The 15,582-nt window shown below is 67.0% G+C and carries 17 protein-coding genes; 4 read left to right on the top strand and 13 right to left on the bottom strand.

The features are described from left to right. Window positions 1-16 precede the first annotated feature (16 nt). Window positions 17-1,027, top strand: a complete 1,011-nt coding sequence (locus tag shn_RS16505; protein ID WP_064331381.1) for an amino acid ABC transporter substrate-binding protein — start codon at window positions 17-19, stop codon at window positions 1,025-1,027. A 46-nt stretch (window positions 1,028-1,073) separates the two neighbouring features. Here shn_RS16505 and shn_RS16510 read toward each other — a convergent pair whose 3' ends face one another. From shn_RS16510 to nirK, 3 genes are all read right to left on the bottom strand, one after another. After that, window positions 1,074-1,769 carry a Crp/Fnr family transcriptional regulator gene (locus shn_RS16510; RefSeq protein WP_064331382.1) on the bottom strand — a complete coding sequence of 232 codons (696 nt, stop codon included), beginning with the start codon at window positions 1,767-1,769 and terminating at the stop codon, window positions 1,074-1,076. 75 nt (window positions 1,770-1,844) lie between these two features. Next, window positions 1,845-2,759: an SUMF1/EgtB/PvdO family nonheme iron enzyme gene (locus shn_RS16515; protein WP_064332654.1), complete on the bottom strand. Its 915-nt coding sequence runs from the start codon at window positions 2,757-2,759 to the stop codon at window positions 1,845-1,847. Between the two features lie 133 nt (window positions 2,760-2,892). Further along, a complete protein-coding gene (gene nirK / locus shn_RS16520; protein WP_064331383.1) occupies window positions 2,893-4,035 on the bottom strand; it encodes a copper-containing nitrite reductase in 1,143 nt (380 codons plus the stop codon). Between the two features lie 210 nt (window positions 4,036-4,245). Between nirK and shn_RS16525 the strand changes: the two genes are divergently transcribed. Further along, window positions 4,246-5,460, top strand: coding sequence for an NnrS family protein (locus tag shn_RS16525; RefSeq protein WP_064331384.1), 1,215 nt, complete (start codon window positions 4,246-4,248; stop codon window positions 5,458-5,460). Between the two features lie 40 nt (window positions 5,461-5,500). On the opposite strand, the gene shn_RS16530 is transcribed toward shn_RS16525, so the two are convergent. The 4 genes from shn_RS16530 to shn_RS16545 are packed head-to-tail and all read right to left on the bottom strand — an operon-like array spanning window position 5,501 to window position 8,006. After that, window positions 5,501-5,800, bottom strand: a complete 300-nt coding sequence (locus shn_RS16530) for a metal-sulfur cluster assembly factor (RefSeq protein ID WP_064331385.1) — start codon at window positions 5,798-5,800, stop codon at window positions 5,501-5,503. 4 nt (window positions 5,801-5,804) lie between these two features. Then, on the bottom strand, window positions 5,805-6,338 hold the full coding sequence (locus tag shn_RS16535) for a DUF2249 domain-containing protein (RefSeq protein WP_064331386.1): 534 nt from the start codon (window positions 6,336-6,338) through the stop codon (window positions 5,805-5,807). A 3-nt stretch (window positions 6,339-6,341) separates the two neighbouring features. Then, a complete protein-coding gene (locus shn_RS16540; protein ID WP_064331387.1) occupies window positions 6,342-7,694 on the bottom strand; it encodes a hypothetical protein in 1,353 nt (450 codons plus the stop codon). A 33-nt stretch (window positions 7,695-7,727) separates the two neighbouring features. Then, window positions 7,728-8,006 carry a DUF2249 domain-containing protein gene (locus shn_RS16545; protein ID WP_064331388.1) on the bottom strand — a complete coding sequence of 93 codons (279 nt, stop codon included), beginning with the start codon at window positions 8,004-8,006 and terminating at the stop codon, window positions 7,728-7,730. A 227-nt stretch (window positions 8,007-8,233) separates the two neighbouring features. Between shn_RS16545 and hemN the strand changes: the two genes are divergently transcribed. Further along, entirely contained in the window at window positions 8,234-9,586 is a 1,353-nt protein-coding gene (gene hemN / locus shn_RS16550; protein WP_064331389.1) for an oxygen-independent coproporphyrinogen III oxidase, read from the top strand. A 66-nt stretch (window positions 9,587-9,652) separates the two neighbouring features. On the opposite strand, the gene shn_RS16555 is transcribed toward hemN, so the two are convergent. The 6 genes from shn_RS16555 to shn_RS16580 form a co-directional block, all read right to left on the bottom strand. Further along, a complete protein-coding gene (locus tag shn_RS16555) occupies window positions 9,653-11,551 on the bottom strand; it encodes a nitric oxide reductase activation protein NorD (RefSeq protein ID WP_064331390.1) in 1,899 nt (632 codons plus the stop codon). A gap of 9 nt (window positions 11,552-11,560) precedes the next feature. Next, window positions 11,561-12,373, bottom strand: a complete 813-nt coding sequence (locus tag shn_RS16560; RefSeq protein WP_064331391.1) for a CbbQ/NirQ/NorQ/GpvN family protein — start codon at window positions 12,371-12,373, stop codon at window positions 11,561-11,563. A 65-nt stretch (window positions 12,374-12,438) separates the two neighbouring features. Further along, window positions 12,439-13,785, bottom strand: coding sequence for a nitric-oxide reductase large subunit (locus shn_RS16565; protein WP_064331392.1), 1,347 nt, complete (start codon window positions 13,783-13,785; stop codon window positions 12,439-12,441). Between the two features lie 84 nt (window positions 13,786-13,869). Then, window positions 13,870-14,322, bottom strand: coding sequence for a c-type cytochrome (locus shn_RS16570; RefSeq protein ID WP_064331393.1), 453 nt, complete (start codon window positions 14,320-14,322; stop codon window positions 13,870-13,872). A 157-nt stretch (window positions 14,323-14,479) separates the two neighbouring features. After that, on the bottom strand, window positions 14,480-14,755 hold the full coding sequence (locus shn_RS16575; protein ID WP_064331394.1) for a cytochrome C oxidase subunit IV family protein: 276 nt from the start codon (window positions 14,753-14,755) through the stop codon (window positions 14,480-14,482). Window positions 14,756-14,762: 7 nt separating this feature from the next. Continuing rightward, window positions 14,763-15,314 (bottom strand): cytochrome c oxidase subunit 3, encoded by a 552-nt coding sequence (locus shn_RS16580; protein ID WP_133033755.1) that lies wholly within the window; start codon window positions 15,312-15,314, stop codon window positions 14,763-14,765. A 109-nt stretch (window positions 15,315-15,423) separates the two neighbouring features. Between shn_RS16580 and shn_RS36440 the strand changes: the two genes are divergently transcribed. Beyond that, window positions 15,424-15,579 carry a hypothetical protein gene (locus shn_RS36440; protein WP_023514989.1) on the top strand — a complete coding sequence of 52 codons (156 nt, stop codon included), beginning with the start codon at window positions 15,424-15,426 and terminating at the stop codon, window positions 15,577-15,579. Window positions 15,580-15,582: the final 3 nt, after the last annotated feature.

Raw genomic sequence — 15,582 nt, forward strand, 5'->3', positions numbered from 1 at the left:
ACAAGGAGGAGAACCCATGAAGATTGCAACATTGGCCCTGGCAGCCGCCACGCTCGCCGCCGGCACGGCCGCCCATGCCGGCACGCTCGACATCGTCAAGCAGCGCGGCGAGGTGCGCTGCGGCGTCAGCCAGGGCGTGCTCGGCTTTTCCGTGCCGGACAAGAACGGCGTGTGGGGCGGCTTCGATGTCGATTTCTGCCGCGCCGTCGCTGCCGCCACGCTCGGCGATCCGGACAAGGTGGCCTATGTGCCACTCTCCACGAAGGACCGTTTCACGGCACTGCAATCGGGCGAGGTGGACCTGCTCTCGCGCCAGACGACCTGGACGCTGTCGCGCGACACCGATCTCGGCATGAGCTTCGTCGGCGTCAATTACTATGACGGCCAGGCCTTCATGGTCAGCAAGGAGATCGGCGTGAAGAGCGTCAAGGAGATCTCCGGCGCCTCCGTCTGCACGGAAACCGGCACGACGACCGAGCAGAACATGGCCGACTACTTCAGCGCCAACCAGATCGAATACCAGGTCATCGCCTTCGAAAAGCCCGACCAGACGGTGCAAGCCTTCAACACCGGCCGCTGCGACGTCTATTCGACCGACGCCTCGGCGCTCTATGCCCAGCGCCTGACGCTCAACGACCCCGAGCGCTTCGAGGTGCTGCCGGAGGTCATCTCCAAGGAGCCGCTCGGCCCGGCCGTGCGCCAGGGCGACGACCAATGGTTCAAGATCGTGCGCTGGACGCTGTTCGCGCTGATCGAGGCGGAGGAGATGGGCATCGGCAAGGAGAATGCGGCCAAGCTCGTCGAAAACGGCACCGTCGCGCAAAAGCGCTTCCTCGGCATCGACAGCGAGGCCGGCAAGGCGATGGGCCTCGATCCGAAATGGGCCTACCAGGCCGTCTCGGCTGTCGGCAATTATGGCGAGATCTTCGAGCGCCACCTCGGCAAGGACAGTCCGCTGAAGATCGACCGCGGCCTCAACCGGCTGTGGAGCGACGGCGGCCTGATGTACGCCCCGCCCGCCCGCTGAAAATCGGGGAAACGCCGCAGGAACGATCCTGCGGCGTTTTTGCATTTTATTCGCGCGTGCCCTCGGCGAGCGCCGAAAGCCCCGCCATGTCGCGGATCAGCAATTTCTGCCGCCCCCCCTCGACGAGGCCGCGCGCTTCCCAGGCGCTGAGGATGCGCGAGACCGTGTGCAGCGTCGTGCCGGTCATCTCGGCGATATCCTGCCGCGAGATCGGGAAGTCGATGCGGATACCGGCCTCTTCCTTCCGCCCGGCCTGCTGGGACAAACGAAGCACGGCATGCGCCACCCGGCGCTCCACCTCCTGCGTCGACATCTCGCGGATACGGGTATGGGCCTCTTCCAGCCGCTGGCCGATCGTCTGCATGGCCGTGACGGCGAGGCGGGGATTCTGCTCGACGAAATGCGGCCAGAGATCCGTCGGCCAGCCGAGGATGACGCTTTCGGTCGCCGCCCGCGCGGTGCCCGGATAGTCCGTGCGCTGCAGCGCCTTGGCAAAGCCGAAGAGGTCGCCGGGATGCACGACGCGCACGATGATCTGCTGGCCGTCCTCCGTCACCTGCGTCACCTTCAGCCGGCCGTGCAGCAGGAGGAAGAAGCTCGCCGCCTGCTGGCCCTGTTCGAAGACGGCGTCGCCCTGCGCCACGCGGCGCGCCGTCGCATGGGTCAGCAGCCTGTCGAGGTCCTCGTCGCTCATCCTGTCGAACAGGGCAAGCGAGCGGACGACGGTCCGGTCGATCTTCACAGCCAAATCCCTCTCGCGTGAAAGCTACCGGCTTCTATCACGCCATGCCGCCACCTGAAAGTTTGAACATCCCCGTCAGAAAGAAAACCCCTTCTCCTTCAAGGCGGCGAGCAGGGGCGCATACCAGCGCGTGTCCTTGACGAGGCGGAAGCCGACATTGTCCGGCGGCACGCCGACGGCGCAGCCGCCGCCCTTCGGGTTGCGCACGAACGAGCTCATCGCCGCCCGGTGCTTGCCGCTGGCAATGTAGATGCCGCACGACGACACGTCGTTCACCACCCTGCCCGCCTTGTCGAGATTGACGCGCCGATGGCAGGTCGCCGTCCATTCCCAGACATTGCCGGCGAAATCAGCAAGGCCGAACTCGTTTTCGCCAAAGCGGCCGAGCGGCTGGGGAACGGGATCGCGCGAGGCCTTGCGCGCCGCCTCGCGGCGATAGTCCGCAAGCCAGCGCTCGGCCGGATTGGTGCTGTTGATGTCGACGCCGAGCGCATCGTCGGGAAAGCGCGTGCCGGCGGCGAAGGCAAGATCCTCGTCACGCGGCAGGGTCCAGATCTCGCCGGTGCGGGCGCTCAGCCAGCCGGCATAGGCCATCGCATCGTCATAGCTGACGCCCGTCGCCGGCGCCGTGGCCGCTTCCGCCGGCACGAAGCCGGGTTCGGCCGGCGCGCAGGCGCCGTCCGCGACGCAGCGCCGATAGTCGGCCGCGCTCACCTGGTATTTCATGATGGTGAGCGGGCGCCGCACGGTGACCGTCTTGATCGGCCCGTCGACGACAAAGCCGTTGCGGAAGAATTCGCCGCTCTCGCGGTATTCGAAACGGCGCGGCGCGATCTCCACCGTCATCGGCTCGTCCAGCACGGGGCCGGCGGGCGTAGCGCCGATAAGATCCGTCTTCACCGCGATCCCGCCGGCAAGCGCGGCGAGGAGCAGCGCGGGAAGGGCGAGCGATGTCCAGGTAATGGCGGGTTTCGAAGTCAGTGCAGCCATGACGGCCTCCTTGCGCATCGCCCGGACGATCGTTCGGCATCCGGGACGGGCGCCGCTTTCGGACCGGGCCGCCGGCGGCGGCCCGCATTGGCGCGCCCGCCCTCACGGACGGGCGTGCCAGCAGCACGGGGCGTCAGGCGCCGCTCGGCGGCGTGACCGAGGTCATCAGGTCGTCGTTCCACTCGCCGGTGACCGTGAAGTGGGCGGCAGCGCCCAGCTCGAAGGCCTCGATCAGGTTGTGGTTGACATAGGCGTAGATGCCGGGCTGCTCGAAGGTGTAGAAGGCAGCGCCCGCCGTGCCGCCCGGGATGAACCAGGTCTCCTGGTCGACGTCAGGCACGTTGCGGAACTTGCCGGTCGCCCAGACATAGTCGCCATGCCCGCCGATCAGGTGCGGCCTGGTATCGCGGTTGGCCTGCGAATGCACGATCAGCACCTTCTCGCCCACCTTGGCCTGCAGGGCATTGTCGCCGGTCAGCGCCCCGACGGCGCCGTTGAAGACGATGTGGCTCGGGGTCAGCGTGCGCATGACTTCGAGCGTATCGGCATACGATTCGCCGACGCTCGGATACTTCTTGTAGTTCCCTTCGGCATCGCGCGGCACGTAGAAATCCTGCTCGCCGACATAGTAGACCCGGTCATAGGTCAGCTCCTTGCCGTGCCCGTCCGTCAGGCCTTCGCGCGGCAGCACCATGATGGCGCCGTTCATGCCCGAGGTGACGTGCCAGGGCACCATTCCGGGAGGTGCGCAGTGGTAGACGAAGACGCCTGCCTTGGTGGCCTTGAAGCGCATCACCGTGCGTTCACCGGGGTTGACCACGGTCAGCGCGCCGCCGCCGAGCGCACCCGTTGCCGAGTGGAAGTCGATGTTGTGCTGCAGCTCGTTGGTGTCGGGGTTGATCAGCGTCAGCTCGACATAGTCGTTCTGGTGCACGACCATCAGCGGGCCGGGGACCGAGCCGTTGAAGGTCATCGCATGGACCTCGGTGCCCTTGTCGTCGAGGATCATCTTCTTTTCCTCGATCGTCATGGTGAATTCGTAGACTTTCGGTCCGCCTTCGGCCTTCTGGGTGTGGGCGTGAACGAAGGGCGGCTTGACCAGCTCGACCTTCACGCGTTCCAGCTTGGCGATGTCGGCCGCCGTTGCGGCTGCATTCGTCTCGATGGCGCCGCCTTCCGCTCGCGCCATCGACGCCGCAATGATCGGCGTCAGGACGCCGGCAAAGGCGGCTCCGCCCAGGATGGTGCGGCGTGTCATCTGAAACTGCTCGGTCATTGTTTCTCTCCTTTTGAAAGGACGGAGCGGTGTATCGCCCGGTCCTCTCTGTTCTAGGAGCATTCGCGCCGGCCTCTTTGTGATGGGACAAACAGGTCTTTCCGGCCGCTGCGGCATTTTGGCAGATGCTGATTTGCTCTTTGCCATCTCGCAAAGAAGCGCCACCGCGGCTGCCCTACAAAGAGCTGACAAATGCAAAGGAACACGAACATGAGTGCAAGCCAAACCACCGCGCGCGTCAGCCGCGCCGTTCCCCGCGGCCTTTCCCGCACCGGCCCGGTGCTGTTCTCCTATGGCTTCCGGCCGTTCTTCCTCGGCGCCGGCCTGTGGGCGGTTGCCGCCATGGCCTTATGGATCGCAGCGATCACCGGGCATATCGAGCTTGGGGGCGATTACGGAGCGCCCAACTGGCACGCCCATGAGATGCTGTTCGGCTTTGCCTCCGCCGTGCTCGCCGGTTTCCTGCTGACGGCGGTGCCGAACTGGACGGGGCGCCTGCCCGTCTCCGGCTGGCCGCTCTTCGCACTGTTTACACTGTGGTGTGCCGGACGCCTCGCGCTGCTCGTGCCGGACACGATCGGCGTGATCGCGGCGGCCGTCATCGACGGGCTCTTCCTGCCGGCGCTGCTTGCCATCTGCACGCGCGAGGTCGTGGCGGGGCGCAAGTGGAAGGACCTCAAGGTGCTCGGCGGCCTCCTCGCCTTGTCGGTTGCCAACGGCATCTTCCATGTGGCGGCCATCGACGGCGAGCATGACCACATGGCGATCCGCCTTGCCGTCGCCGCCTATGTCGTGCTGGTGATGATCGTCGGCGGCCGCATCCTGCCGAGCTTCACCCGCAACTGGCTCAACAAGTCCGGGCGCACGGATTTTCCCGTGCCCTACAACCGCTTCGACATGGTCGCCATCCTTGCCGGCGTCGGCGCGCTCACCGCCTGGACGCTCGCGCCCGACCGCCCCGGCACCGCCGGCCTCGGCCTGGTCGCCGCCCTCCTGCATTGCATCCGCCTCCACCGCTGGCGGGGCTGGACGACGCGGCCGGAAAAGCTGCTCGTCGTCCTGCATGTCGCCTATGCCTTCGTGCCGCTCGGCCTCGCGTCCATCGCCCTCGGCGCGCTCGGTTTTCTGGAGGAACGCTCCGTGCTGCATCTCCTCTCGGTCGGCGCCATCGCCTGCATGATGCTGGCCGTCATGACACGGGCGAGCCTCGGCCATACCGGCCGCCCATTGCAGGCCTCGCGCCTCACCGTCGCCGCCTATGGCGCGCTGATCCTCTGCGCGCTCATCCGCCCGCTCGGCGAGGTCTTTCCCGAGGCGAGCCACCTCGTCTACGCCGCCTCCGGGCTGCTCTGGATCGTGGCCTTCGGGCTCTTCTGCCTCGAATATGCGCCGATCCTCGCACGCAAGCGCCGCACACCGCTCTGAATGCGAAACGGCCCGGAAGCAGTTCCGGGCCGTTTTCTGCCTAGCCTTCCGCCGCCATCATCTCCGGCGTCCAGGGCGGCTCGTAGGTCAGCCGCACCTCGGCATATTCGACGCCCGGCACGTACCAGACACAATTGGCCACCGCATCCTTGAGGTAAGCGCTCGCCGGGCAGCCCCGCGTCGTCGTCGTCATGGCGATGCGCGCGATGCCGCCCTCCTCCACCGCGATCTGGTAGATCAGGCCGAGATCGACGATGTTGCGGCCGATTTCCGGGTCGATGATCATGCGCAGGGCATTGCGGATGGCCTCGGTCAGTGCAGCCTTCTCGTCCTCGTCCATCGGATCACGCCTTCGCCCGGCCGGCCCGCACCAGGATGCGATAGGCCGAACCCGTCTCGTCGAAATTGCCGGCCCACTGGTGGCCGCGCTTCGTCAATTCGGGGAACAGGAACAGTGGCTCGCGGGACAGGAGCGCGAAGAGGACCTCGCCCGGTTCCAGCGTCTCGGCCGCCGCAAGGATGCGGACCATCGGCTCGGGCGGATCGAGGTCGCTGAGGTCGAGATGAAGCGAGGGATCCGGCCAGGTCTCCGGGCGGTCCGCATTGTCGGAGGTCTCGACCGGCGCGGCCGCCTGCTGCGGCGTGAAGAGGACCTCCCAGTCGCCGCCCTCGATCTCATGGGCCTCATGGTCGAAGCCGCGGCTCGCCATGACGCGGAACAGCGGCTGGGGACGGAAGGTGGCGAAGAGCCGGAGCCCTTGCCCGGGGCCGAGCGACTGCACCGCCTCCATGATCGCCTGGAACGGCTCGCCGCCGCTTTCCAGGATCGGCCGCACGTCGAGGGTCTTGGGGGCGATGGCGTTTGAGACGTCGGACATCGGTTATCTCCTTGAAACAAATGTAGGCAGGAAGAGATGGGGGCGCACCGTGCCGACCGGCGCCCGCAGCGCTTTCGGCACGATGCAAAGCCGGCGCGCGCGGATGAATTCTCCTATCAACCCCAGCGTCGCGGCCAGTTGCACGAGGACCGCCGCGCGAAAAACGCCGGAAGTCTCCGAGAAAAGCGCGAGCGTGGCCGCCGCCACCGCGCCGTAGTAGAACCAGAACAGGACGCGACCACGCCCTTCATCGACCAGATCCTGCACGCGCGGCACCGGCGCGCGGCCGAGCACCGGCCCATAGGCCTCCAACCATGTCAGGAAGGCGACGATCTTGTAAAGCTGGGCAAGCCCCAGCCCCGTCAGCCAGCCGAAGACGAAAAGGTAGACGACCGCCGCAAGCCCCTCGCCCGCCCGGATGCCGGGCAGGTTGAGCAGGGCAACGGACAGCACAAGTGCGCCAAAGGCGGCGAAGGTCGCCCGGATGTTCAGTTCCGCCTGCTTGCGCTTGCGCGCACGGTAGAGATGCACGACGTCACCGCCGTAGAGCAGCGCCGCGGCAAGCGTCAGAAGGAGGGCGGCGGCAAACAGCGCCGTCACGCCGGAGGCGGCGAGAAGGATGACGGGAATGCAGGCGGCGACAAGCCCGATGGCAAGGCTTGCCGCCCACCAAACGATGCGGCTCGTCGGCCGCTCCGTCTCGGGCGCCAGCAGGAACATGGCGAGCAGCCGGTAGCTGACGCCGACCGCGGTGACGCTCAGCCAGCCGCCAAGGCCCAGCGCCGCATGCAAATCCACGCCGTCGGCGACGAGCCGGACAAGCAACAGGCTGTCGCTGGTGCCGGAAAGGGCAAGCGTGAAAGCGAAACCGGCAAGGGCAGCGCCGACGAGCGCCGACAGCCCGACGGCGACGAAGCGCGCCGGTAGCGGCAGGGGCCGCGCCGCAAGAAGCGTGGCGGCAAGGATGGCGGCGAGGAGGACGAAACCGGCGAGCAGCAACCCTCCCCCCACCGGCAGGAGCGCGAGCGGCAGGTCGATGGCGCCGGACAGCGCCACGAAGCCGCCGACCAGCGCGCAGAGCCCGGCAACGATCAGAAGCAAGGCAGGCGCCGCAAACTGCCCGCCGACCAGCGGGCGGGCGATCAGCACCGGCACGAACTGCAGGAGCGCCCCCGCCATCAGGAGGCTCAGCCAGCCGATCGCGAGGATATGGACGAGCACCAGGGTTTCCGGCGCGCTGACGGCGACGGCCGGATAGCCGTAGCCCGCCAGCATCAGGCCCTGACCTGCGACGAGCATCAGACAGGCCAGGGCGAAATAGGACATGGTCCAGCGGGAGAGCGTCGCGCCCTGCATAAGGTTTCCCCTTCGCCGTGTGCCGTCTGCTGCCTAGTGGTCCGAGCCGCAGCAGCAATCGCAGCCGCGATCCTCGATCCGGTCGATTTCGACGCGCCAGACCTCCGGTCCCTGTTCGAGATAGTCCCAGCCGAACTGGCCCGGGAAATTCGTCTCCAACTGATAGTGCAGCGGCCGCGGGTCGTGGTCGCTGGTGATCAGCATCGATTTACCGGGAAGCAGCGCGCCGAGCATGCCAAAGATGCGCGGATGACGTTCGCGCGGGGCAATGGTGCGGACATCGATGGAAGGCTTGGCCTGGTCGTCTGACATGGTTTTCTGTTCCGTCCCGGCCGCTCCGATCCCGTTCCGGAAGGCACGGCCCGACCGACCGGAACCAGCCGACGCTAACCCCGCGACCTGCCCGCCACTTTGACGTTGCGCAAACAATTCCGGAAATGCGCGGCCGCGACGTCCCGCTGCTTGGCTTTTCGCAAAGAAGCACTCCGGCTCGGCCCCTAGGCTCCTCCCATTCATCCACCCGGACAAAGGAATGCGCCATGCAACAGGCCCTGATCGAAAAATACGGCGAGGCACGGCTGCCGCGGTATACGAGCTATCCGACGGCGCCGGGCTTTTCGCCGACCGTCGGCACCGGCACCTATGGCGACTGGCTTGCCGCCATCCGGCCCGGCACCGATGCCTCGCTCTACCTGCACATCCCCTTCTGCCGCTCCATGTGCTGGTACTGCGGCTGTCACACGACGATCACCCAGCGCGACGAGCCGATCCTCGACTATATCGACATGCTCCGAAAAGAGATCGACCTCGTCTCCAGGACGGTCGGCGGCCGGCCGACCATCCGCCATGTGCATTTCGGCGGCGGCACGCCCACCATCATGCAGCCGGAGGAGTTCCGCGACCTGATCGGCCTCTTGCGCGCCCGCTTCGCCTTTGCCGGCGGCGCGGAGATCGCCGTCGAGATCGACCCGCGCACCCTCTCCGCCGAGATGGCGACGGCGCTCGGCGCGGCAGGCGTCACGCGCGCGAGCCTCGGCGTGCAGAGCTTCGACCCCGTCGTGCAGAAGGCGATCAACCGCATCCAGAGCGAGGCGCAGACGGCCGAGGCCGCCACGCGGCTGCGCAAGGCCGGGGTCAGCGGCATCAATTTCGACCTCATCTACGGCCTTCCGCACCAGACGGTCGCCTCCTGCATCGCGACCGCGCAGGCGGCGATCCGCATGCGGCCGGAGCGTTTCGCCGTCTTCGGCTATGCCCACATCCCGTCCTTCAAGAAGCACCAGCGGCTGATCGACGAGCGGGCGCTGCCCGACGCGGCCCTTCGCAGCGCGCAGGCCGAGGCGATCGCCGAAACGCTTGGCGGCGCCGGTTATGTGCGCATCGGCCTCGATCACTATGCCCTGCCGGAAGACAGCCTCGCCCTCGCCGCCAAGCGCGGCCGGCTGCGCCGCAACTTCCAGGGCTATACGACGGATGCCTGCACCACGCTGATCGGCTTCGGCGCCTCGTCGATCGGCCGCACGGCGGAAGGCTACGTGCAGAACGAGGTGCCGCCCGGCCTCTATGCCCAGCGCATCGCCTCCGGCCGCCTCGCCACCGCCAAGGGCTACCGGCTGACGGCGGAGGACCGGCTGCGCGCCGAGATCATCGAGCGCCTGATGTGCGATTTCCGCGTCGACGTGACGGGCATCGCCGCGCGGCACGGCTTCGATGCGGCCCCGCTTCTCGACGGCAATGCCAAGCTGGCGGCGCTTGCAGAGGATGGCGCGATCGACATCCGCGGCGGCACCGTCACGGTGCGGCAGGACCACCGCTTCATCATCCGCGCGGTCGCCGCCGCCTTCGACGCCTATATCGACCGGTCGGCCCGCACGCACAGCAAGGCGGCCTGAAACCCAAACGAAAAAGGGCCCGGCATGGTGCGGCATGCCGGGCCCTTCCTCGCAGATCTTGCGCCTCTATCCGACAAGACCGCGATAGATCGCCGGCAGCGCCGCAGGCAGCCGAGCGATATTGCTGACGATGGCATAGCCGTTGCGGCCGAAGATGGCCGGCACATAGGCCTGCGCCTCCCGGTCGACCGTCACCCCGAACACGCTGACGCCGGTGCGCCGCGACTCGTTCACCGCCCGACGGCTGTCCTCCAGCGCGAAGCGGCCCTCATAGTGGTCGACGTCGTTCGGCTTGCCGTCGGTGAGCAGCAGGAGGAGCTTTCGCCGGTTCGGCTGCTCGCGCAGCTTTGCCGCCGCATGGCGGATCGCCGGGCCGATGCGGGTGTAGAAACCCGGCTTCAGCGCCGCGATGCGCGCTTCCACGGCATGGTTCATCGTCTCGCCGAAATCCTTGACCGTCTCGACCCGCACCCAGGAGCGCCGCCGCGAGGTGAAGGTGAGGATCGAGTGGCTGTCGCCGCAGGCGGCAAGACCGTGCGCCAGCACCAGCAGCGCCTCCTTCTCCACGTCGAGCACCCGGCGGTTGTCGAACCAGGCGTCCGTCGAAAGCGACACGTCGACGAGGATGGTGACGGCAAGGTCATGCGCCTGCGGCCGGCTCATCAGGTGGATGCGGTCGCTGCCCTGCCCGCCGGCGGCAAGGTCGCTGCGGGCGCGCACCACGGCATCGAGGTCCAGCTCCGCCCCGTCGAGCTGCGCGCGCAGCATTTCATGGCGCGGCCGCAGCACTTCGAACTGCCGGCGTACGCGGCCGATCAGGCTCTTCGTGTCGGCGTCGGCCTCGGGCACGGCAGCCATGTCGGGTGCGGGAGAAGCAAGCACCCGGCAATGGTCGGGCAGGTAGGTGCCGGTACGGAAATCCCATTCGGGATAGGTGTGCTCGCCGGTCAGCCGCGTGCGGTCGAGCGCTTCCGGCGGCAGGTCGAGATCGAAATGGAAGCGGGCGGACGGGCGGCCCTTGCGCTCGCCGAGCGTCATGTCGTCCAGTTCGTCGGCGGCGCTCGAATCGTGGTCGTCGCTATCATCGCCGGGGCGGTCGACATTGACCATCTCCGCCATGGCGAGGATCTTCTCGAAGCGGTTGAGAATGAAGGGGCTGCGCTCGTTCTTGCGGTTCTCGGCCTTTTCGCGCAGCGCGACATGGCGGCCGGTCTCCGGGGTCTCGGGCGTGCCGCCCGTTGCCGGCTGGTCCTCCTCGCCGCGCCCCTCGCCCTCCTCGCGCAGGAGCGCATCCGGCCATAGCGGCACAGGCAGCATCGGCAGGTATCCGGCCGGCGCCCGGTGCGGGAAGATGACCGGCAGCGTATCGTCCGCAAGGCCGGCGCCCTTCCTCAGGAGGCTGAGGATACGGTTCTCCACATGCCGCTCGACGGAGGGAAGCGGCCGGCTGCGGCGCGCCGAAAGCGTGGCGGCCGAAAGCCGCCGGTAGCGCCGCGCAAGCCCCGGAAAGGCCGAAAGCACCGCCTTCACCGTCGCCTCCGCCCGCTGGAGAATGGCAAGGTCGCGCTGCAGAGGATCGCTCTCGACAACCGGGTCGAGCGGCATCACCGCCATCGTCGCCGCGAGCCAGACGTAGAGGTCCCGGTTGAGGCTACGATCGGCGAAGAGGTCGATCGCGCCGGGCAGCATCAGGCTCGCATGGTCGCGGCCGGGCTGCACCAGCTTCTCCTCGCCGAGCCCCATGCGCTGGCGCAGCCTCAGGCGATGCGCCGAGGTGCGCCCGCGGGCGGGCGCGATCTGCACCGCGCCCTCGCCGCCGAAGCCGCGGAAGCAGACGGCGAGCACCGGCCGGACATCCTCCAGCCGCACGGCATGCTCCGGATGACGCGGCCAGGTGCCGGTATTGCCAACGAGCCGGTGCCAGGCCCGGCCGACCGTTTCCTCAAGCTCCAGGAAATCCAGCATGGCGGTTCCTCAGCGGATCATCGCGTCGGCGATTTCGAGAAGGGCGGCCCGGACATCCGGCTCGTCGGTCAGCGGCTCGATCATCGCCGCCCGCACCGCCTCGCGCATGGTCATGCCGCTGTCGATGAGGCAGGCGCAGTAGACGAGGAGGCGGGTGGAGACACCCTCTTCCAGGTCGTGCCCCTTGAGCGCCCTCAACCGATGTGCCAGCGCGACGAGCGGCGCGACCTGCGCTTCGTCCAGCCCGCTTTCACTCGCGACAACGGCGATTTCCTGGGGTTTCGGCAGGAAGTCGAACTCGATGGCGACGAAGCGCTGGCGGGTGGAGGGCTTCAGCGCCTTCAGGAGGTTCTGGTAGCCGGGATTGTAGGAGACGACGAGCATGAAGCCGGGCGGCGCTTCCAGCACCTCGCCGGTGCGCTCCAGCGGCAGGATGCGCCGGTCGTCGGTGAGCGGATGCAGCACGACGGCGACGTCCTTGCGCGCCTCGACGATCTCGTCGAGATAACACACGCCACCCTGGCGCACCGCCCGGGTCAGGGGCCCGTCCACCCAGACCGTATCACCGCCCTTCAGGAGGTAGCGGCCGGTGAGGTCGGCGGCCGAAAGATCGTCATGGCAGGAGACGGTGGAGAGCGGAAGGCCGAGCCTTGCCGCCATGTGGCTGACGAAACGGGTCTTGCCGCAGCCGGTCGGCCCCTTCAGGAGCAGCGGAAGCTGGCGCGTCCAGGCCGTCTCGAACAGGGCGCATTCGTTGCCGGAGGGGCTGTAGGCCGGGATATCCGGAACGGGACGGGGCGTATCCTTGAGGAGGACGTTCATTCTGATCTCCAAGAAACTGTCGAAAGAAGGTGCCGGCCCCGCGGGATGACGGGGCCGGCCAGCGCTCACTCGGCCGGCTGGACCATCCGGGTGAGGCTGTCGCTACGCTCCCGGCCGGGCACGAGCACCGCCCAGATGAACATCAGCGCCGAGACGAGCACGACGGCGCCCGAGCCGAGGCGCACCCAGTAGAACAGCGCGAGCTGGTCCTGGACGTCCATGAAGCCCTCGCCGAGCACGCGCTGCAGGTGGACCTGCACGACGCCGGCGAAGGTGAGCGCGAAGGTCATGACAGACATGGCCGTGCACATGATCCAGAAGCTGGCGATGGAGAGCCACTGGTTGAACGGCGCGCGGCCGCGGATTTCCGGGATCGCATAGGCCATCATGGCAAGGTTCAGCATCACATAGGCGCCGAAGAAGGCGAGGTGCCCATGCGCGGCGGTGACCTGCGTGCCGTGGGTGTAGTAGTTGACCGACGACAGCGTGTGCAGGAAGCCCCAGACGCCCGCGCCGAAGAAGGCCATGACCGAGCAGCCGATCGACCAGAGGAGAGCCGCCTTGTTCGGGTGGTTGCGGCCGGCCTTCCAGGTCATGACGAAGGTGAAGATGACCATGGTGAAGAAGGGCGCCACTTCCAGCGTCGAGAACAGCGAGCCGATCCACTGCCAGTAGCCCGGCGCGCCGATCCAGTAATAATGGTGGCCGGTGCCGAGGATGCCCGAGAAGAGCGCGAGGCCGACGATGACATAGAGCCACTTTTCCACGACCTCGCGATCGATGCCGTTGAGCTTGATCATCAGGAAGGCGAGCACGGAAGCCATGATCAGCTCCCAGACGCCTTCGACCCACAGGTGGATGACGTACCACCAGTACATCTTGTCGAGCGCCAGGTTGACCGGGTTGTAGAAGGCGAAGAGGAAGAAGAGCGCAAGCCCCCACAGGCCGAAGAGCAGGATGTTGATGACCGTGGTCTTACGGCCCTTCAGCGCCGTCATGGTGATGTTGAAGAGGAACATCAGGACGACGACGACGATGCCGACCTTGGCGATGAAGGTCTGTTCCAAAAATTCGCGGCCCTCATGGATGCGGAACATGTAGCCGACCACCGTCAGGCCCGCTGCCACGAAGAACATCCAGAACTGCAGGACGGCGAGCTTCGGGCTGTACAGCTCCGTCTCGGTCTCCTCCGGGATCATGTAGTAGGTGGCGCCCATGAAGCCCATGAGCAGCCAGACGACGAGCGCATTGGTGTGGATCATGCGCACGATGTTGAAGGGCAGCAGCTCGGAGAGCGTGTTCGGCAGCACGTAGATCGTGCCGGCAAGGACGCCGAAAGCCACCTGGGCGAGGAACAGGCCGAGCGCGCCGTAGAAATACAGCATGGCGACCTTTTGCGTTTGATATTTCATCTCTTGTCTCCTGAACGCCGGGAGCAATTCCAGCAAAAGTGCGACGCGGTTTTGCGTCCGGAATTGCGTAAGAACGGAAAGGCTTCAGCCGGCATCGTTCGGCGGCCAGTTCTGGGTGTTGATCTTGCTCGTCCATTCGAGGAAGTCGGCGAGATCGTTGAGTTCCTGTTCGGTGAGGTTGAACTGCGGCATCTGCCGCCGGCCCTCCGCCCCGCTCGGCTGCGCCGCCATCCAGGCCTTGAAGGCCTCGCGCGCGCCTTCCGGATCATCGGCACCGCCGTAGCGCTTCCACACATTGCCGAGCTCGGGCGCGAAATAGGCGCCTTCGCCGAGCAGCGTGTGGCAGTTGATACAGGCGTTCTTCTCCCAGACATGCTTGCCGCGCGCGACGCTGTCGGTCAGCGTCGTCTCGTCGGTGGCGGTCGTGCGCATGTAGTAATGGGAGTGGGCGGTCAGCCCGACGAAGATCGTGAAGAAGAAGATGGACCCGCCATAGAAGACGTTGCGGGCCCCGGTCTTGGTAAGGCGCTCTGCCATCCCATGGTCCTTTCCCTTGCCGGAAACTCCATGGCTCCGGCGAAAAACCCCCGCCGACTTTCTGCCGGCGATCCCCTCGCCGGCATTGCGGGACGTCCTTGTTCTAGCGGCAGGGGAAAAGCCTTCTTTGCGCATTGGCAAAGAGCGGGGCGGTTCGTCAGCCGATGAGCGCGCCGAGGACCGAGCGGGCGAGCGCCAGCGACAGAAGCAGCGCCGGCCAGGCAAGCAGGGCCGGCCGCAGCGCGCTGCGGCTCGCGCGCAACTCCATGAAATCGAGGATGACGAAACGGCCCTTCGCATAGGCCATGATCAGCACCGCGGTGATCGGCACCAGGAGCCCGCCGCTGAGCCCGCCGACGAGGGCGCCGCCGACGGCGAGCGTCAGCAGCATGGCGAGGGTGGCGATGAACTGTTCGCGGGCCTGTCGGGTCATGGCGGTCTCAGGTGAGGTAGACGATCGGGAACATCACGAGCCAGACGAGGTCGATCGCATGCCAGAGCGTCGCGATCATCACGACATTGCTCCGCGACGGGCGCCAGGCGACAAGGAAGAGGATGGCCGCGCCGAAGACGACGTGCAGCAGGTGGAAGCCGGTGACGAGGAAATAGAGTTCGGCAAGCGTGCCCGCCCCGCCGATGCCGGAGCGGACCTCCATCCCATATTCGGCGAGTTTCACCGCCGCGAAGGCAAGGCCGAGAAGGCCCGCAAGGACGAGGGAGCGGCGAACGCCCGAAAGATCCGCCCCGCGGCGAACCGCCAGCGCCGCCTGCCAGCCGCTGAGGACGAGAAGGACCGTGTTGAGCGCGGCAAGGCCGGGATGAAGATGCGCGCGCAGGAAGGATGCATTGGCGACGTCCACCAGCGTCATCACCATGAAGGCGACGAGCAGCGCGCCGAAGGCCGCAAGTTCGCTCCACACCAGGATCCAGAGAAGAAGGCAATCGCCCTCCCCGCTCTCCGCCTTCGCAACCGCCGTGCGCATATCGTCCATCGTCGCCATGGTCCAGCCCTAGCCCAGGAAGCCGCGGGCTTCTTTGCGCCGGCGCAAAGAGCGGCAATGCCGGACACGGCATGATGGCGGCAACGGAAAGGACCTTCCCATGACGGATGCACAGTTCGGTCTCCTCATCGCCGCTCCGGTTATCGCCGGCTTCGCCCTGATGCTCTACCGCATGGGCGTGCTGCAGGGCGCGGGAACGCTGTCCGCCGTCAGCGCCTCTGTTGTCATCGCCGCCGTGCTCTTCTTCGGCCAGTAGGAG

It is taken from the genome of Shinella sp. HZN7, assembly GCF_001652565.1.
GTDB classification, from domain to species: domain Bacteria; phylum Pseudomonadota; class Alphaproteobacteria; order Rhizobiales; family Rhizobiaceae; genus Shinella; species Shinella granuli.